Genomic DNA, 18,443 nt, shown 5'->3' on the forward strand with positions numbered 1-18,443 from the left:
CTAAATATAGTTTATATTGTTCTCATGAAGTAATTGATCAATCACTAAATTAATGAAAGAGGTCGGTATATGATGAAAAAAGCTATTGTTATTGGAGCTACTGGTGGAACAGGTGCAGCGATTACGGAGGAATTGATTAGACGGGGAATTTCTACGATTGCATTTGGGCGCTCTCGTCAAAAACTGGAGCAACTTGCGGTAAAGCTGGGATCTCCGAGTCACCTACAAATCGCAGTGGGAGATGCATTTCAGTCGGATGATATTATTGCTGCTTCCCAGGAAATTGATATCATGTTCCATTGTGCGAACGTTCCGTATAACGAAATGGAGAGCAGACTGATTCCGCTGGGTGAATCCGTTATGACGGCGGCAGATCACTTGGGGCTGAACGTGGTTGTAATAGACGGAATCTACCCTTATGGCAAAAGACAAATGAAAGAGGTAACGGAAGAACATCCGAAGCAGCCACATACCCGCAAAGGCAAGACACGACTTGCCTATGAACAAATGTTATTCAGCAGAAGATGGAGCAGAGCTCAGGTGATGATTGTTCGCTTGCCAGACTATTATGGCCCAACGGCCAATCAGGCTTCCTATCTGGGTTCCACGCTTGAAGCGATAGCGAAAGGCAAGATGGCTTTTTTTATCGGGAATATGAAGGTAGCCAGAGAGTATATCTATTTGCCGGATGCTGCGGTCATGGTGGTGGAATTGGCAAGCAGGGAGACGACATATGGGCAGAACTGGAACATTCCTGGATCGGGGATCATCTCGGGTCATGAGATTGTGCATATGGCACAGAAGGCTGCGGGGAGAAGAAAACCTGTGATCGCGTTAGGAAAAGTGGGACTGTCATTGATTGGACTGGGTGTACCCGTTATGAAAGAAATTGTAGAGATGTTATATCTGACGGTGGACCCGTTGATCTTGAGTAGACAAAAGTATGAGGAACGGATTGGCCCGGTTGTGGCAACATCTTTTGAAGAAGGAATTGCGTTAACGATTAAGGAGTTGCAGGGGGAGTAGAAGGGAATATATCTTTCGGGACAAGTAATTGATTGATCACTAACTATGGGAGTTTCAGAGGTATCCTGAATGGGGGCGCACAAAGCTAGTCCTGGGCATAGAGTGTACTATTGTAAAAAGCGGAGATTTGACGTGGGTGTACAAGGAGGGGGGGATTTTCTAGTGAGCGTTATGTCCAAAAAGAAACGCAAGATTTCCTCAATTAGTAAAGTTAAACGGAAAGTAAAAAAACAAAAAAAGCACGCTAGCCTTAGGAAGAGCAAGTCTTGTAAAAAAGGCAGACGTAAATGCAAAAAAAAGAAAAGCCACAGAAGCCCTTTCCTTCGAGGCCCACGGGGTTATCGGGGGATGAGAGGATACACTGGAGCAACTGGAGTTACAGGGTTAATCGGAGACCCTGGATCTCCTGGCAAAAGGGGAGCAATCGGTCTAACAGGACGAACTGGAGTAACTGGAATTACGGGAAGTACCGGAGTAACTGGAGCCACAGGAGCTACTGGACTAATGGGGACCACAGGTGTGACTGGAGCTACAGGATTTAAAGGTACGACCGGACCAACGGGTGAGGCGGGAGCAACTGGCATCGGATCGACTGGAGTCTCAGGAACAACCGGCGCAACTGGAATAACCGGATTTGGTAATACAGGCGTGACTGGTGCTACAGGAAATACTGGTATAACTGGCTTTACGGGCAGCACCGGATTTACAGGAGCAACTGGTCCAACTGGAATTGGTGTGATGGGACTAACTGGTTTTACGGGCTCAACCGGTGAAACAGGAGTCACGGGTCCGACTGGTGCAACTGGAATTACTGGCGTTACCGGAGAAACGGGTCTAACTGGGATAACAGGAGTCACGGGTAACACAGGAGTAACTGGCGCAGCCGGAACGACAGGTAGCGTAGGTGTGACCGGAGCTACTGGAGAGACGGGGGTGACCGGGGTTGCAGGTACGGATGGTGCCACGGGACCCACGGGGGCTACTGGGATAACCGGAATGACTGGATTTATGGGGACAACTGGAGTAACCGGTGAAACAGGGACAACAGGAACAACAGGTGTTACTGGAGAAACGGGGTTAACTGGGGCCACCGGAACGACTGGTGTGACGGGACTCATAGGAGTTACTGGGATTACTGGTCCTACCGGCTCAACAGGAGATACAGGAACGACGGGTCCAACAGGAGTAATAGGAGTTACTGGCGTAACAGGGACGACTGGAGCGACAGGTCTAACCGGTCTCACGGGTGTGACCGGAGCCATTGGAGCGACTGGGGAAACGGGACCTGCTGGGATAAATGGAATGACAGGTTCAACCGGCACGACAGGTATTACTGGAATTACTGGTGCCACTGGAGAAACGGGCATAACAGGGGACATAGGTTCAACTGGTGTCACGGGTCCCACTGGTGCTACTGGAGTAACTGGATCTACGGGAGATACAGGAACCATAGGAATGACAGGTGCAACTGGACTTACTGGTATCACGGGGATTACCGGAGTTACGGGCATAACAGGTATGACCGGTCTAACGGGAGTCACCGGTGCGACTGGCTTAACTGGCGTTACGGGTATAACTGGTGTGACCGGTGCAACCGGATTAACTGGAGAAACAGGAACCACGGGCATCACAGGGGAGACGGGTGTAACAGGTGTTACAGGTCCGACTGGGGTAACCGGATTAACTGGAAGTACTGGCATAACTGGTACGACAGGATTCACCGGGACTACGGGTATAACCGGCGAAACAGGCACGACGGGTGTGACAGGGCCAACAGGGGCAACTGGCGAAACAGGAATTTCGGGATTAACAGGTGTCACAGGAATCACAGGAGCAACGGGTAGCATGGGAGTTACTGGCGAGACAGGAACTACAGGCATAACTGGCGTTACGGGAACTACAGGTGCGACAGGAACCACTGGAGAAACTGGAATTACTGGAGAAACAGGTAGCACTGGCATCACGGGTGCGATAGGTGTTACAGGTGCAACAGGTGCAACGGGTATTACAGGACAGATAGGGATAACCGGTGTCACAGGTACCACCGGTGTGACGGGGCCAATAGGTGCAACTGGCGCAACGGGAATCACAGGAGCTACGGGTGTAACAGGGAATACAGGTATCACAGGTGCAACTGGAGGAACTGGTATTACAGGAGAGACAGGGCTTACGGGAGTCACAGGTTCAACTGGTGTTACCGGACCCACTGGAGAAACGGGATTTACTGGGGCTACCGGATCTACCGGATCTACCGGCACGACCGGCATAACGGGAGTAACAGGGGTAACTGGAAATACTGGATTTACAGGTGCAACAGGTGTCACGGGTATTTCAGGTGAGACAGGGATAACTGGAGTCACAGGTACGACGGGTGTGACGGGGCCAACAGGTGCAACTGGGGAAACAGGAATTACTGGAGCAACAGGTAGCACCGGCATCACGGGTACGACGGGTGGGATTGGGTCAACCGGTGCAACAGGCGCCACGGGTATCACAGGTTCGACTGGGGTAACTGGTACCACTGGAGAGACGGGATTTACGGGAGTCACAGGGGTAACTGGTGTGACCGGACCCAATGGATCTACTGGAGAAACGGGATCTACCGGCACGACTGGTATCACGGGAGCAACAGGTGCCACTGGCACGACTGGCGAACAGGGCACGACCGGCATAACCGGTGCAGCGGGTATTACAGGAGAGACAGGGATAACCGGAGTCACAGGTCCAACTGGTGTGACCGGACCCACTGGATCTACTGGAGAAACGGGATCTACCGGCACGACTGGTATCACGGGAGCAACAGGTGCCACTGGCACGACTGGCGAACAGGGCACGACCGGCATAACCGGTGCCACGGGTATTACAGGAGAGACAGGGATAATCGGGGTCACAGGTACAACGGGTGTGACGGGGCCAACAGGTGCAACTGGCGAAACAGGAATTACTGGATTTACGGGTGTCACAGGCTTAACGGGAATCACAGGAGCAACGGGAGCAACAGGTGGCACGGGAGTTACTGGCGAGACAGGAACTACTGGAGAAACTGGATTTACGGGAGCAACAGGTAGCACGGGCGTCACCGGCATCACGGGTGCGACGGGTGTGACTGGGGTAACTGGTATCACTGGAGAGACGGGATTTACGGGAGCAACAGGTGCCACTGGCACGACAGGCGAACAGGGCACGACAGGCATAACTGGTGCCACGGGTATTACAGGAGAGACAGGGATAACCGGTGTCACAGGTACGACGGGTGTGACGGGGCCGACAGGTGCGACCGGCGAAACAGGAATTACTGGATTTACGGGTGTCACTGGCGTAACAGGAATCACAGGAGTTACCGGATCTACCGGCATCACGGGTGCGACAGGTGTGACCGGGTCAACTGGTGCCACAGGTATTACAGGAGAGACAGGGATAACCGGTGTCACAGGCACGACGGGTGTGACGGGGCCAACAGGTGCGACCGGCGAAACAGGAATTACTGGATTTACGGGTGTCACTGGCGTAACTGGAATCACAGGAGTTACCGGATCTACCGGCATCACGGGTGCGACAGGTGTGACCGGGTCAACTGGTGCCACAGGTATTACAGGAGAGACAGGGATAACTGGGGTCACAGGCACGACGGGTGTGACGGGGCCAACAGGTGCAACTGGCGAAACAGGATTTACAGGTGTCACAGGTATCACAGGTACCACGGGAGTTACCGGCGAAACAGGAACTACAGGCATAACTGGGGTCACAGGTCCAATTGGTGTTACAGGACCCACTGGATCTACTGGAGAAACGGGATCGACTGGGTCAACCGGATCTACCGGCATCACGGGTGCGACGGGATTGACTGGAGCAACAGGTGCCACTGGCACAACAGGCATAACTGGTGCCATGGGTATCACAGGTGAGACTGGGGTAACTGGTATTACTGGAGAGACGGGGGTTACGGGAGTTACAGGTACCACAGGATCTACCGGACCCACCGGATCTACTGGAGCAACTGGCATAACCGGCACGACTGGATTAACTGGTGTTACGGGTGCAACAGGTGCGACCGGAGCTACGGGAATAACTGGCACTACAGGAGCAACAGGAACAACAGGCACCACGGGAACAGCAGGAATTACAGGTCCAACCGGCCCGACAGGACCAACTGGGGCTAACGGAATTACGGGGGCAACTGGCGTGACGAGTGCAACAGGTGCGACCGGAGCTACGGGAATAACTGGCACTACAGGAGCAACAGGAATCACAGGGGCTACAGGAGCCACTGGGCCAACCGGGCCTAACTTTGCTACAGAAGGGTTTTCAGCCTTCTTGGCTACACTTTCTACAGCAACGAGCACACAATTAACCAACTGGACGACAACAAGTCCTTATTATGGTAACGCCAACTTCAACGCAACGACAGGAAATTATACGGTACCAGTGACAGGCAGATATTCCATTGTGGCCACGATCAATTATGCAACGACCGCAGCGATCGCCTTATCACTGGGCGCTGGGGTTAACCCAGCCTTTCTTGTCCAGAGAACATCACCTACGGTAACTACGCTTGTTAGTGGTTTGTTGCCCATCTTAAACGTAGCCGTTACATTGCTTACTCTACGGGCAGTCTTGGGGAGCAGTTCTGTTACTTTGGCGGTAGAAGTGGCATTGAATGCTGGAGATGTAATTGGATTGTTCTATGCCGCTAACGGGCTAACGATTACGTTGAACCTGGGTAGCGGCGCAACAAATGGTATTTTTTGGTCTGTACATGAGATCACCTAATAACTTTCCAACGGATTGTGCCTATGGACAAATTCGTAAACTTGTAATAAGTTAGTTTGAAGATATTCGAAATATCTTTTGGAAAGTGGACTAAGAAGTGAGGTGGATTTCATGATTCCTATTCTGGGACGAATTAACGAATTAAGTCGAAAACAACGTAGCGTTGGTTTGACCAAAGAAGAACAAAGCGAGCAGCACGAGCTTAGAAAACAATATTTGCAGGCTATTCGAGGTCAGGTACTGACAACCATGCTGGCAGTATCCGTTGTGGACCCACTGGGTCATGATGTGACCCCTGAGAAATTAACCAATGAAAAATTGCAGCGCCGTGAACAGGCCGGCCAATAGCATTCCTTTAATAAGACAGACCAAGGTACATCTTGGTCTGTCTTTTTTTGTTTTTTGCGAACCTTGAGTCTAAAGGAAGCACACCAAAGAGGAAGGTACCGTCCTGTTAGGTAATTCGTGCGGATTTACAAGCATGTTAGTTATTTTTAGTTTTGATGACAATAAAGCTTCCGTCAACTTCAATTCATCTTCGATAACCCCTATAATAACGCTAATATATTTCAAGAATACAAGGGAAAAGAATCATTTTTCGTGTATTAACTAACAACAAACTGACATCAAAATGATTGAAAAAGACTATTTCATATATGTATCTCGAAAGGGTTGATGAATCATGAGCCTGAAAGCTTTGAATGAGCGTGTGAAAAATGATCTGGATTATTTGTCATTTGGCGGTACGAATTGGGTGCGTCCAAGAGAACATGCAGAGGGTCATGTCTATGATGTTGTCATTGTAGGCGGGGGTCAGAGTGGATTAGGGGCGGCATTTGGACTTCTTCGAGAACGGATCTCCAATATTGTCATCATTGATGAGAATCCATCAGGGCTTGAAGGACCTTGGGAGACTTATGCGCGTATGGTAACTTTGCGTACTCCCAAGCATCTGACTTCCATCGATCTGGGTATCCCCTCGTTAACCTTTCGTTCATGGTGGGAAGCACAGGTTGGACGCGAAGGTTGGGAAGAGGTAGACAAGATCCCGCGTGGAGAATGGATGAATTATTTGCGCTGGTATCGGGAAGTGCTGAATCTGCCTGTGCTTAATGAGGTGAAATTGACACTTGTTGAGCCGATAGAGAACGGAATACATCGACTTCATGTGAATAAAGCAGGAACTCAGATGGATGTCATACTTGCTCGTAAAGTCGTGTTTGCTACGGGGATACAAGGTGGCGGAGAGTGGCATGTGCCATCCATGATTGCGGATAGATTACCTCGGGAGCTGTATGCCCATACGTCTGAAGCGATTAATTTTGATCGGTTAAAAGGTAAAAGGGTTGCTGTGCTTGGTGGCGGCGCTTCTGCTTTTGATAATGCGAGCTATGCTCTTGCCACGGGTGTGGCGGAAGCTCATGTATTTGTAAGGCGGGAACAGCTGCCTAGTGTTAATCCCATTCGTCAGATGGAGCAATCCGGGATGATCGAGCGTTACCACGCTCTTCCGGTTGCCGATAAATATGAAGTGATCTCTCATTTCTTCAAATTCAATCAACCACCTACCAACGATACGTTTAATCGCGCGGCAGCCTGGCCTGGATTCGAACTGCATTTGAACTCGCCTTGGCTGAATGTCGAAGCGACGGAGCAGGGGGCGGTTGTGCATACGGCACAAGGAGCATATACGTTTGATTTTCTAATTATTAGCACAGGTCTGCTAAGTGATCCGGCGCTTCGTCCTGAACTGAGGCTCGTAGAGCCATACATTGCGCGCTGGAAAGACCGTTATGAGGCTCCGTCAGAGCATCGCAATGAATTACTGGATGCACATCCTTACTTGAGTTCGGGGTTTGCGATGACTAGCAGGAGTGAACAAGGTGAGAAGCAGTTACATGGACTGTTTATATTCAATTACTCTGCACTTGCCAGCTGTGGTTTGTCGGCATCGGCCATATCGGGGACCAAGAGTGCCGTGCCAAAACTGGTCTCTGCCATAGCGGATCAATTGTTCCTCGATGATCGGGAGGTTATTTTGCAACAATTCTATGCTTATGAAGAACAGGAATTTACGGCTACATGGGTGAAAACGGGTGCACTCGCTGAGTAAACGCACCTCCATAAAATAGCGAACGTGTGGCATCTGATGCTGCACGTTTTTTGGTTTTTCACATGATGAAGGTTACACTTGCCTTTAAATTGTTGTAAAATGTCGGTTGGAACATGTTAAAGGCAGGGATAATAGATGAATGAAATAAAAATGAACTATGAACAGTTTAGAGCCCATTTGAAAAAAGCGTCGCGCAAACGGAATGTACCTTTGATTAAAATAGTTGCATTTCAAGAGAAATACATGAAGATTGAAGAAGTGCAATTTTACGATGTGGAACAAAATCATATGAGTGTTCAGGCCTGCAATACGTTGTGGTTGCATCTGGAGAATAAATCTTTCCGTAATATGGTGTCCCAACATTTGCAGTTCTATAGAGATATGAAGAACTTGGGTCGGCATTCCTTTGAGAATCTGATCAAAGAACTATATGATACGTCTGTTCCTGTGCTGCTCGATTACAATCCTGCTGATTATTACACCTCGGGACAGCTCGCTGAGATTCTGGTCATGGACGAGGAGAAGCTGATTGAACAATTAGAGATGGGACGCTTCAAGGGGGCGTTTATTAATGAGGATGGCAAATGGCTTAAACCCAAACCGGATGCCATGCTTGTAGAGTCTTGAACGTCATGAGATTCCCATGCACAGCAAAATCCTGCAAACGCCGCGCATAAAGCGCTGGAGGCTGCAGGATTTTTGATGGAGATACGAAAAAACATCGTTCGATCATTAGAATTAGATACTCAAGTGTCGCGACGTACCGTGAATCTGTCTTTGCAACGATTAGGATTGCCAGGGATGGAGACCATCCTCCGCCCTTGAATCATAATTCCCTTTTGACAGGTACGAAAAGCAGGAGACTTTCCGTTCAGGCGACATTTGTTGAAGGTTACAGGGGTAAGCCGCGCCATGGAGGCGATAGAGCTTCCAACAGTGGGAGCTTCAACAATCCATTCCGCAGAGGATTGCGGACCTGAATAACACTGAATTGTGCGGAAGGTCCAGCCTAACGTTAGATTAGAGAGCGTAATGCACCAGGTTTTTGGCGTTAATTTGGCGATGACTGCTCGAATGTGATGACCAGGAGAAACGGGATGTGGAATAATGGTTTCTGCGTTAGGCAGGATCTCCCACCAGGCATAATAGCTAGCCTTGCCTTGAACCCAGTCATGACCTGTTCCGGTCTGAATCAGACTGCTGTTTTTGAAGCCATCAATCCCAATCCATGCGGATGAATACGAGTTACCTTTGCTAGGTAGAACACAGGGAACTGTCCATTCTGCTGAGATGCGGCGGTATTGGTGTGGTGTTCCTGTACAAGCATAACCGCTCCAGTTGGATGAGACCCATCCAAAACGCGAAGAGGAATCTTTCTTTTTCTGATGCAGGGAACAGGGTTTTCGCCGTTTGTGTGGACGATCTGTCATCAGGTCACCACCTTCTATAAAATCGGGACTAGATTATCAGATGCGTGTTTGAGGATTGGGGAAATGGACAACTGGACAAGAAAATGAGTCGAACGATGCAACTTTTTGAAGGTTGTTAAATTATTTTGAATGAAAATGGTTGTTTTTTGAGGAGATTATGATACTATAGAAGCAGTTGGAGGAATGAAGATGCTGACTGAAGAACGATATGCTGCAATTATAGAGCGCTTACATGCACAGGGGATTGTGAAATTGCAGGAGCTTGTTGATGTGTTAGGTGCTTCTGAATCAACGATTAGGCGTGACTTGATTGATCTGGAGAGTCGTCAGATGCTCAAACGCATCCATGGCGGTGCCGCACTGGTGAACGAAAAAACGCTTGAACCGGGCATGGAAGAAAAAACGTTCAAAAACATTCAACAAAAAACAACGATTGCTCGCTTGGCTGCAATGGAGATCGCAAATGGCGAATGCATATATCTGGATGCAGGAACAACAACATTAGCCATGATTCCCTTCATTGAAGCGAAGGACGTAACGGTGGTTACCAACGGACTTTCACATGTTGAAGCTTTGGTAAGCAAGCGTATTCGCAGTTACTTGCTTGGAGGTATGATGAAGATTCATACGAAAGCGGTCATTGGCAGTATCGCATTACAGAACATGGATAACTTCCGTTTTGATAAATGTTTTCTTGGAAGCAACGGCGTTGACCCTGAAATGGGGTATACAACACCCGATCCGGAGGAAGCCTTGATTAAAAGGCGTGCACATCAATTGTCGGGAAAATCTTATGTGCTGGCTGATTCCAGCAAAATAGGGGAAATTACTTTTGCCAAATTGTTTGATTTGGAGGAGGCTGATTTGATTACCGAGCAGATGCCAGAACACTGGCGGCCTGGAATCGCCCAGAAAACTAAAATAATTGAGGGATAACGATGATATATACAATAACACTTAACCCGTCCATTGATTACATCGTGGAAGTTGATGAGCTGAAGCTTGGTGGATTGAATCGAATGAATCGCGATTTGAAGCTGCCTGGAGGCAAAGGCATTAATGTCTCTCGCATACTGAATCAACTTGGCGCAGATAACACGGCCATTGGTTTCCTTGGTGGATTCACAGGGCGTTTCATTAATGACAAGTTGCAAGAAGATCACATCCGGACAGACTTTGTCACAATTGCAGACGATACGCGTATTAACATCAAGTTGAAGCACGGAGAAGAGACAGAGATTAATGGTCTTGGACCTGCAATAAGCGGAGAAGAAGCAGAGCAGCTGCTTCAAAAATTGTCTTCCTTGGAAAAAGGAGATATTGTCATTCTCTCCGGAAGCGTACCACCTGCTCTTGGAACGGATTTTTATGATCGTCTCATTAAAGTCTGCAAGCAAACGGGTGCGGAATTCGTGATTGATACAACTGGCCCTGCGTTAATGGAAGCTCTTGAACATGCACCATTGCTGGTGAAGCCGAATCATCATGAACTAGCCGAACTGTTCGGTGTAACCATTGAGACTCGCGAGGAACTGATTTTATACGGGCGTAAGTTGCTTGAAGCCGGAGCCAAACATGTATTGATCTCCATGGCAGGCGAGGGTGCACTATTCATTACCAAAGCAGAAGTCCATCATGCGAGTGTGCCAAAAGGTACTGTGAAAAACTCGGTGGGTGCTGGTGACTCCATGATTGGTGGATTTGTAGGTACCTATGTACAGAGCGGCGATCTGCTGGAAGCTTTCCGCACAGGGGTTGCATCTGGAAGCGCGACTGCTTTCTCGGATGATCTAGCAACACGTGAATTGATTGATGAATTACGCGATCAAGTAACTATTACGACGATCTAGTCTAACGGAAATATAAAAGTTTCTTATTTGTAATTGTAATGTATTGAGGCCTGCCCATCGCAGGCCGATAGAACCTAAGGGAGTGTACCAAGATGAGAATAACAGACTTGATGATCCAGGAAACGATGATCATGGACCTGCAAGCCACAACGAAAGATGAGGCTATTGATGAACTGATTGCAAGCCTGAACCGAAGCGGACGTATTAATGATCCGGTCCTGTTCAAGGAAATGATCTATAAAAGAGAAGCTGAATCCAGCACGGGGATCGGTGGCGGAATTGCGATGCCACACGCCAAAACAACAGCAGTGAATGAACCAACGGTTGTATTTGCCAAGAGTAGACAAGGCCTTGATTTTGAAGCGTTGGATGATCAGCCAGCTCATGTGTTCTTCATGATTGCCGCTCCAGAAGGCGCAGGGAATACCCATCTGCGTACGCTTGCAGCTCTTTCCAGGTTGTTGATTGATAGCGATTTCATCTCACAGTTGATGAGTACAGATACACCTGCCGAAGTCAGTGCATTGTTTGATGCCAAACAGGCGGAAGCAGCAGAAAAAGAAGCGGCCAAAGAGAAAGCAAAAGCTGAAAAAGCAGCAAATGCCGCATCCGGCACTACTAGTGGTCAGCCACAGAATACCTCTGGTGTGATCGTGGGTAACGCAAACTCGGAAGATTTTGTTGTTGCGGTTACAGCCTGTCCGACAGGTATAGCGCATACGTTCATGGCTGAAGATGCACTTAAAAAGAAAGCTCAGGAAATGGGTATCAACATTCGCGTAGAAACAAACGGCTCCGAAGGAGCACAGAATGTGCTGACGGCTGATGAGATTGCCCGTGCCAAAGGGGTTATCGTTGCCGCAGACAAAAATGTAGAGATGGCACGTTTCGATGGTAAACCGGTATTACAAAGACCGGTGAGCGATGGAATTCGCAAATCCGAAGAGTTGATCCGCAAAGCTGTTAACGGTGATGCACCGATCTATCACAGTCAAGGCGGAGGTACCAAGGAAGAGGGAGGAAGCACTGGCAAGATCAGCGTAGGTAGCAAAATCTATAAAGATCTGATGAATGGTATCTCTCATATGCTGCCGTTTGTTGTAGGTGGCGGTATCCTTCTCGCAATCTCCTTCTTGTTCGAGCAGATTGCTAGTCCTGATAATCCAATTGTGCAACTGCTTCAAACGATCGGTGGCGGAACAGGTGCATTCCACTTCCTAATTCCGGTCCTTGCCGGATTTATCGCGATGAGTATTGGTGATCGTCCAGCCCTGATGCCTGGTATGGTCGGTGGATTGATGGCGGTTAACTCGAACGCAGGTTTCCTTGGTGGTCTGGCTGCCGGTTTCCTGGCGGGTTATGTAGTCATTGGTCTTCGTAAGGCATTGAAAGGTTTGCCAAAAGCAATTGATGGTTTGAAACCAATCTTGCTGTACCCGGTATTCGGTTTGCTGATCGTAGGTGCAATCAGCTTCTACGTCTTCGATCCAATCTTTGGTTCCCTGAACACATGGCTTGTAGATGCACTTGGTAATCTGGGAACAGGAAATAAAGTATTGCTTGGGCTGTTGCTTGGTGGCATGATGGCGATCGATATGGGCGGACCATTCAACAAAGCGGCATATACGTTCGCGATTGGGGTATTCACATCCAGTGGTAACACAGACGGTGCATGGATGGCAGCGGTTATGGCAGGTGGTATGGCGCCTCCTCTGGCAATTGCCCTGGCAACGACGTTCTTCAAATCCAAATTTACGGAGCAAGAACGCAAATCGGGCTTGACCAACTATGTTCTTGGATTGTCTTTCATTACGGAAGGTGCAATTCCATTTGCAGCAGCTGATCCACTTCGTGTATTGACATCATGCATCATTGGTTCTGCTGTTGCGGGCGGACTGACACAATTGTGGAGTATTAATGTACCCGCTCCGCACGGCGGCATCTTTGTTGCTGCACTGGCGAACCACGCAATATTGTTCCTGCTTGCCGTTGCCATTGGTGCAGTGATCTCCGGTCTGATTCTGGGCTTGTGGAAGAAATCACCAACGCTTGTGAAGTAAGGAATATTAGAAACATCTCCTGGGTGGATTTCACCTGGGGGATGTTTTTTTTGTTTCAACTTTTTCATCAGACAACGCATTCATATGAATATATGGTAAAATAAAAATATATAATGAAACAGTGTTTCAACTAATGAAACTTATGCAGGAGGAATTTGAATGTCTGATGTAATCAAGAGTCAGGTGCAGAAGCAGTTTGCGAAAAATGCAGGAAAATACGTGACGAGTGCGGGACATGCCAAAGGTGAAGATCTCGAGTTGCTCGTGTCTTCATCTCAAGCTACTCCAGATATGAACGTGTTGGATATCGCCACTGGAGGAGGACATGTCGCCAATGCTTTGGCTCCTCTTGTTCAGCGGGTGACTGCCCTGGATTTAACGAAGGAGATGCTGCAGGCAGCTGAACAGTTTATCCTGGGGAATGGACACGATAATGTAGATTTTGTAGCCGGGGATGCGGAGAAGCTACCATTCGATGATGATGTCTTTGACCTTGTGACCTGCCGAATCGCGGCTCACCATTTCCCGGACGTTTCTTCGTTTGTTCACGAGGCGTTGCGAGTCATGAAGCCTGGTGGAAGGTTGTTATTGATTGACAACGTGGCACCTGAACGTGATGAGAATGACCAGTTTTACAATGAAGTAGAGAAGTGCCGAGATGCAAGCCATGTTCGAGCATGGCGCAAGACGGAATGGATTCATATGCTGGAGTATGCGGGCTTCCGAATGGAAGCGATGGTTTCTTTCCAGAAGCGCTTTAAGTTTGAAGAGTGGTGTGATCGTGCAGCACTGCCGGAACAGGAGAGGGGTGTACTTGAAGCAAGCATGTTAAGCGCACCGTCCATCATCAGGAAATTTTTTGATTTTGAAGTGACAACGAACGGGAAGCTCGACAGCTTCCAAGGAGAAAGTGTATATATTCAAGCGACTAAGCCGACTCATATCTGATTCGATAGAGCAGACCATTAAGTTAGCAGGTTATGAACGACTAAAAGGGCGGATATTAATCAACAAAAACAAGCAGAGTACCTTGAGGAGGTAGATCTGCTTGTTTTTGTTGGCATATTTATAATCATCAAAGCGACGGTTCAGGGTTTTAGTATAACCTTGGTACATTCGTCTTCATGATCGTTGAAAATACGATACGCATCGCTTGCATTCTCCAGTGGAATTCGATGGGAGATGATCTCGGTTGGATCAAATTCACCAGCTGTGATTTTACGGAATAACTCAGGCATGTAATGTATAACAGGGGCTTGTCCCATTTTGAGATTGATATTACGTTCAAACAGATTGCCTAATGGAAACATGTTGTAGGAAGAACCATATACACCTGTAAGTTGAAGTGTACCGAATTTGCGAATGGCCTTCATGCCAATCTCGATGGCACTCAGGGAACCGCCATGCAATTTCAGCTTCTGTCCAATTTCCTCCAGCGTGCTTTTTTTGCCATCCATACCTACACAGTCGATGACAACGTCGGTTCCACCTTGTGTAATCTCGCGAATGTGTTCACCCATATCATCGTAATCTTCAAAATTAAAAATCTCTGCATCGTTCAAACGTTTGGCTTTCTCCAGTCGATAGGGCAGGCGATCTACAGCAATAACGCGTTTGGCACCTTTCATCCAGGCGAACTTTTGCGTCATCAGTCCAATGGGGCCACTACCGAGTACGGTAACTGTATCTCCCGGTTTAACTCCCGCATTCTCGACACTCCAGTAAGCGGTTGGAAGAACATCGGACAGGAACAATAAGGCCTCATCTTCCAATTCACAGGATTCCGGGATCACAAACGGTGTGAAGTTCCCATAGGGAACACGCAATAACTCTGCCTGACCTCCAGGGTGGTTGCCGTAGCGCTCAGTAAATCCAAAATAACCGCCTGTATGAATATCCGGATTGCCATTGGAATTATCGCACTGACTCTCCATGTCATGATTGCAATAGAAACATTCGCCACAAGCGATATTAAAAGGCAGGACCACACGGTCCCCCTTCTTCACACGTGTTACTTCCGGACCGACTTCTTCTACAATGCCCATCGGTTCATGACCGATAACATAATCTTTGGCAGCGGGCAGGGCTCCCTGATAAATGTGCAGATCGGATCCACATATGGCTGTGGAAGTAATACGAACGATAATGTCATCCTTCTGTTGCAGTGTGGGATCTTCAACCTCTTTGACTTGAATGTCCTTCATTCCCTGAAACGTAACGGCTCTCATCTTCATATTCCTCCTTGTATAGTGGGATTCTCTGACAATTACCCCTTTTCAGCTCAAATGATAGAGAAGATACTAAATTAAACTACAGGCCATTTTATTTTTCGCAGCGCATCGAGCAACTCAGGGGGCGCATTCAGATTGTCGCGGACCAGATCCCGCGGGGTTAACGCCATCCATTGATTCAGGGACACATCCTCAAATCGATCACTTCGGAATATTTCCAAAAACCATAAAGTGTCTGTACCGGTATTCTGTATATAGTGTCCCATTGCGACAGGAACATATCCGACATCTCCAGCCCGATAATCAAATGTTCGAGCAATGCCATTGCCTCCAAAGACGGTCATTCTTCCTTGTCCTGTCAGATAATATTGCCATTCATCTGCATTAGGATGCCAGTGCAGTTCACGCATGGCGCCAGGCCGGATCTCAACAAGTGCAGCTGCAACAGTAGTAGAGATGGGGAAGTTGGTGGAGTCTACAATACGGACGCTTCCGCCAGGTGTAATGAGTGGTTCCTGCGCCAGCAATCGATGTTTGAAAGTGAGTGGAACGGTACCGTATGGCGACTGAACTTCCTGGCTCTCGATGGAGCCCGGGACAGTATCTTGGAAAATGTACACCTGTTCCTTCGGCATCGACTGAAAAGCAGATTCGGGCACGCCGAAATTGACAGACAATACTTCCGGTGGTGTATGGGCAAACCAGTCGGATATGGATAACGTATTCAGATCGGAGAAGGACCCGTCATCAAACACGAGTAGAAATTCACAACCTTCCTCCAGTCCTTGTATGGAATGGGGGAGACCCTTTGGGAAAAACCAGAGATCGCCCGGCCCAACATCTGCAATAAAATTACGTCCGTTCTGATCCACCGAGGTGATTCTCGCTGTTCCCCAGATCATATAGGCCCATTCGGATTGCTGGTGCCAATGGAGTTCTCGTACACCGCCGGGTGTCAGGCTCATGTTCACACCAGCCAGTGTCGTGGCAACAGGAAGATCCCGTACGGTAATTTCACGTGACCAACCCCCATGGTTCAATTGCATATGGGTATCGGAAAAAGACATTCTCAGATTGGGCAATAACCCGTTATCGGTAGCTGGAGGTACCAGCATATCGGGGTTTTGTATATCTCTCATGACATCTCTGGGTCCCAGATCAGGTCCTCCAGCGCCATCACTGCGAATGGGTTGCGGGATGATAAGAGGTTTATCATTTGGTTGCTGTCCTTTGGTCATTGAGTGATCCCTCCAGATTCAGTGGCATGTCACACGCGACATGGTATCGTTATGTCTACACCTATGAATCAGGGCCTGGATAATATGAGGGACAAACGACAAAAAAGACGTGACCGCATGCGGTCACGTCTTCTGATTATCGAATCAGATGAAGGCAGAATTCCAGATCGGATTGAAGATGCCCGTTCATTAGGCGCTCAGCGTGTTTTTGTTATATTTCGTCCTCCTGGTACATCACGATTAGGATGGGGTGGAGGCAGGTTTTTCACGCTGCGTTGTACGAAAACGCTGCTCGTAGATTTCGTGTACACGATGGAGAACGGCAGGACCTTGCTCGGTAAAACGAAGCGCTGTCGCTTTATTTTTCACCAAGAAAGTACCGGATTCATGTCTGGTGGGTGATAAAGCCGCACTGTAGAGCAATGAAGCGCCATGACTTGGATGGGGAAAGAACCATTTCATAATGGGTTTGATATAGAAGGGCAGACCGGATGTTTTGTTGCCCCGTAGCGTATTATTTCCACCGGGATCTACGCTTAGCAATTGTATGCCATCCGCCTTAGCAGATTTGGCAACCTCGCGTGTCCAGAGAGATAAGCCGAGCTTAGAAATGGCATAAGGACCAAACAGCTTTTTGAATTCAGCTGGACGTTCCAGGATGTTTAGATCAAATTGTTTGACCATTTTGAACGCGGTGGTGGAAGTATTAATGACTGTCTTCATCTGTCCTTTGAGCAATAGCTCAGCCAATTCCATGTAAATGATATAAGGGATTACCGTCTGAAGTTCGAAGTGTAGTTCATGCCCCTGATCAGAGAAGCGAAGCTCGGAGGCGCTCCCCCCGGCATTGTTAAACAAGACATCAATCGAATCGGTATCAGATTTGATCTGATCCAGTGCAGTTCTCAGGCTATCGTAGTTGGTCAGATTGGCCTGAACCCAACGAAGCTTGCCTGAACGTAAGGCGTTCTGAATATCGGTATCCTCGGCTGGGAAAGCCGACCGGTTGAGACCGATCACCTGCCATCCTTCATCCAGTAACTTGCGTGTCAGTTCAAGACCAATTCCTGACGTTGAGCCTGTGATGAGAGCGGTGTGAAGCTGATTTTGGTTATTCATATATACCTCCAGAAGAATGGGATTACAGAGCGAATCTGTATGCTGCGCTCATTCTATAACTTGGAGTCGACTCCAAGTCAAGAGGGGGTTCGAATGGATCACGCTTGACTTGGAGTCAACTCCAAGTTGTAATATGGAGAGATATGAATACGGAGGAGGGCTATAGGATGAGCCAAAATGAAGTGTTCTCCATTAAAGAAACGTCAGAACAGGCGGGATTATCGGAAGATACGATTCGTTATTATGAGAAGATTGGACTGCTTCCCCGAGCTGAACGCAGAGCCAATCGCCATCGGGTATACCGTCCGGAGGATATTCATACGATGAAGTTGATCACATGCCTCAAAAAAACGGGAATGTCTCTGGAAGAAATGAAGCCGTACTTGCACATGTCCCTGGATTCGGATCTCGCAGATTTTCCGGAGGAGCGGGAGATGCTGGTTAATTATCGAAAGAAAGTTGAAGCACAGGTCGTTTCGTTGCAGCAGGTGATAGATTTCATCGACGAGAAGTTGCATAAACGAAGTATGTTTCCTGATGAGTGCCCTATTACCGGGGAAAACCAGATGTCTGTTTTTGAGAAAAAGAACATATTCGTTTGACGGA

General features: G+C 48.2%; 14 protein-coding genes. 10 read left to right on the plus strand and 4 right to left on the minus strand.

Annotated elements, in window-relative coordinates; all coding sequences use genetic code 11:
* Positions 1-72 precede the first annotated feature (72 nt).
* From MKX40_RS09605 to MKX40_RS09625, 5 genes are all read left to right on the plus strand, one after another.
* Positions 73-1,026 carry an SDR family NAD(P)-dependent oxidoreductase gene (locus MKX40_RS09605; RefSeq protein ID WP_339242993.1) on the plus strand — a complete coding sequence of 318 codons (954 nt, stop codon included), beginning with the start codon at positions 73-75 and terminating at the stop codon, positions 1,024-1,026.
* Positions 1,027-1,764: 738 nt separating this feature from the next.
* Positions 1,765-5,796, plus strand: a complete 4,032-nt coding sequence (locus MKX40_RS09610; RefSeq protein WP_339242995.1) for a collagen-like protein — start codon at positions 1,765-1,767, stop codon at positions 5,794-5,796.
* Between the two features lie 111 nt (positions 5,797-5,907).
* Entirely contained in the window at positions 5,908-6,144 is a 237-nt protein-coding gene (locus tag MKX40_RS09615) for a DUF896 domain-containing protein (RefSeq protein WP_339241052.1), read from the plus strand.
* Positions 6,145-6,478: 334 nt separating this feature from the next.
* Positions 6,479-7,909 (plus strand): NAD(P)/FAD-dependent oxidoreductase, encoded by a 1,431-nt coding sequence (locus tag MKX40_RS09620; RefSeq protein ID WP_339241054.1) that lies wholly within the window; start codon positions 6,479-6,481, stop codon positions 7,907-7,909.
* A 135-nt stretch (positions 7,910-8,044) separates the two neighbouring features.
* Positions 8,045-8,536 carry a hypothetical protein gene (locus tag MKX40_RS09625; RefSeq protein WP_339241055.1) on the plus strand — a complete coding sequence of 164 codons (492 nt, stop codon included), beginning with the start codon at positions 8,045-8,047 and terminating at the stop codon, positions 8,534-8,536.
* Positions 8,537-8,655: 119 nt separating this feature from the next.
* On the opposite strand, the gene MKX40_RS09630 is transcribed toward MKX40_RS09625, so the two are convergent.
* Positions 8,656-9,339, minus strand: a complete 684-nt coding sequence (locus MKX40_RS09630) for a G1 family glutamic endopeptidase (protein ID WP_339241059.1) — start codon at positions 9,337-9,339, stop codon at positions 8,656-8,658.
* A 189-nt stretch (positions 9,340-9,528) separates the two neighbouring features.
* On the opposite strand from MKX40_RS09630, the gene MKX40_RS09635 reads away from it, so the two are divergent.
* From MKX40_RS09635 to MKX40_RS09650, 4 genes are all read left to right on the plus strand, one after another.
* A complete protein-coding gene (locus tag MKX40_RS09635) occupies positions 9,529-10,275 on the plus strand; it encodes a DeoR/GlpR family DNA-binding transcription regulator (protein WP_339241062.1) in 747 nt (248 codons plus the stop codon).
* A gap of 2 nt (positions 10,276-10,277) precedes the next feature.
* Entirely contained in the window at positions 10,278-11,189 is a 912-nt protein-coding gene (gene pfkB, locus MKX40_RS09640; protein WP_339241065.1) for a 1-phosphofructokinase, read from the plus strand.
* 92 nt (positions 11,190-11,281) lie between these two features.
* A complete protein-coding gene (locus tag MKX40_RS09645; protein ID WP_339241067.1) occupies positions 11,282-13,249 on the plus strand; it encodes a fructose-specific PTS transporter subunit EIIC in 1,968 nt (655 codons plus the stop codon).
* Between the two features lie 159 nt (positions 13,250-13,408).
* Positions 13,409-14,197, plus strand: a complete 789-nt coding sequence (locus MKX40_RS09650; protein WP_339241071.1) for a class I SAM-dependent methyltransferase — start codon at positions 13,409-13,411, stop codon at positions 14,195-14,197.
* Positions 14,198-14,337: 140 nt separating this feature from the next.
* On the opposite strand, the gene MKX40_RS09655 is transcribed toward MKX40_RS09650, so the two are convergent.
* The 3 genes from MKX40_RS09655 to MKX40_RS09665 form a co-directional block, all read right to left on the minus strand.
* Positions 14,338-15,477, minus strand: a complete 1,140-nt coding sequence (locus tag MKX40_RS09655) for a zinc-dependent alcohol dehydrogenase (protein ID WP_339241074.1) — start codon at positions 15,475-15,477, stop codon at positions 14,338-14,340.
* A 77-nt stretch (positions 15,478-15,554) separates the two neighbouring features.
* Positions 15,555-16,718, minus strand: coding sequence for an oxalate decarboxylase family bicupin (locus MKX40_RS09660; protein ID WP_339241076.1), 1,164 nt, complete (start codon positions 16,716-16,718; stop codon positions 15,555-15,557).
* 240 nt (positions 16,719-16,958) lie between these two features.
* Complete coding sequence (locus tag MKX40_RS09665; RefSeq protein WP_339241078.1) at positions 16,959-17,837, minus strand: SDR family NAD(P)-dependent oxidoreductase; 879 nt, start codon at positions 17,835-17,837, stop codon at positions 16,959-16,961.
* A gap of 167 nt (positions 17,838-18,004) precedes the next feature.
* Here MKX40_RS09665 and MKX40_RS09670 point away from each other — a divergent pair, with 167 nt between their 5' ends.
* Entirely contained in the window at positions 18,005-18,439 is a 435-nt protein-coding gene (locus tag MKX40_RS09670) for a MerR family transcriptional regulator (RefSeq protein WP_339241081.1), read from the plus strand.
* Positions 18,440-18,443: the final 4 nt, after the last annotated feature.

The organism is Paenibacillus sp. FSL R5-0517 (genome assembly GCF_037974355.1).
In the GTDB taxonomy this organism is placed as follows: Bacteria; Bacillota; Bacilli; order Paenibacillales; family Paenibacillaceae; genus Paenibacillus.

Excerpts from the sequence above, each read along its gene's own strand:
- MKX40_RS09620 (WP_339241054.1), top strand. The coding sequence starts at position 6,479 with ATGAGCCTGAAAGCTTTGAATGAGCGTGTGAAAAATGATCTGGATTAT.
- MKX40_RS09665 (WP_339241078.1), bottom strand. The coding sequence starts at position 17,837 with ATGAATAACCAAAATCAGCTTCACACCGCTCTCATCACAGGCTCAACG.
- MKX40_RS09635 (WP_339241062.1), top strand. The coding sequence starts at position 9,529 with ATGCTGACTGAAGAACGATATGCTGCAATTATAGAGCGCTTACATGCA.
- MKX40_RS09625 (WP_339241055.1), top strand. The coding sequence starts at position 8,045 with ATGAATGAAATAAAAATGAACTATGAACAGTTTAGAGCCCATTTGAAA.
- MKX40_RS09660 (WP_339241076.1), bottom strand. The coding sequence starts at position 16,718 with ATGACCAAAGGACAGCAACCAAATGATAAACCTCTTATCATCCCGCAA.
- MKX40_RS09655 (WP_339241074.1), bottom strand. The coding sequence starts at position 15,477 with ATGAGAGCCGTTACGTTTCAGGGAATGAAGGACATTCAAGTCAAAGAG.
- MKX40_RS09650 (WP_339241071.1), top strand. The coding sequence starts at position 13,409 with ATGTCTGATGTAATCAAGAGTCAGGTGCAGAAGCAGTTTGCGAAAAAT.
- MKX40_RS09610 (WP_339242995.1), top strand. The coding sequence starts at position 1,765 with ATGGGACTAACTGGTTTTACGGGCTCAACCGGTGAAACAGGAGTCACG.
- MKX40_RS09605 (WP_339242993.1), top strand. The coding sequence starts at position 73 with ATGAAAAAAGCTATTGTTATTGGAGCTACTGGTGGAACAGGTGCAGCG.
- MKX40_RS09615 (WP_339241052.1), top strand. The coding sequence starts at position 5,908 with ATGATTCCTATTCTGGGACGAATTAACGAATTAAGTCGAAAACAACGT.
- pfkB (WP_339241065.1), top strand. The coding sequence starts at position 10,278 with ATGATATATACAATAACACTTAACCCGTCCATTGATTACATCGTGGAA.
- MKX40_RS09630 (WP_339241059.1), bottom strand. The coding sequence starts at position 9,339 with ATGACAGATCGTCCACACAAACGGCGAAAACCCTGTTCCCTGCATCAG.
- MKX40_RS09645 (WP_339241067.1), top strand. The coding sequence starts at position 11,282 with ATGAGAATAACAGACTTGATGATCCAGGAAACGATGATCATGGACCTG.
- MKX40_RS09670 (WP_339241081.1), top strand. The coding sequence starts at position 18,005 with ATGAGCCAAAATGAAGTGTTCTCCATTAAAGAAACGTCAGAACAGGCG.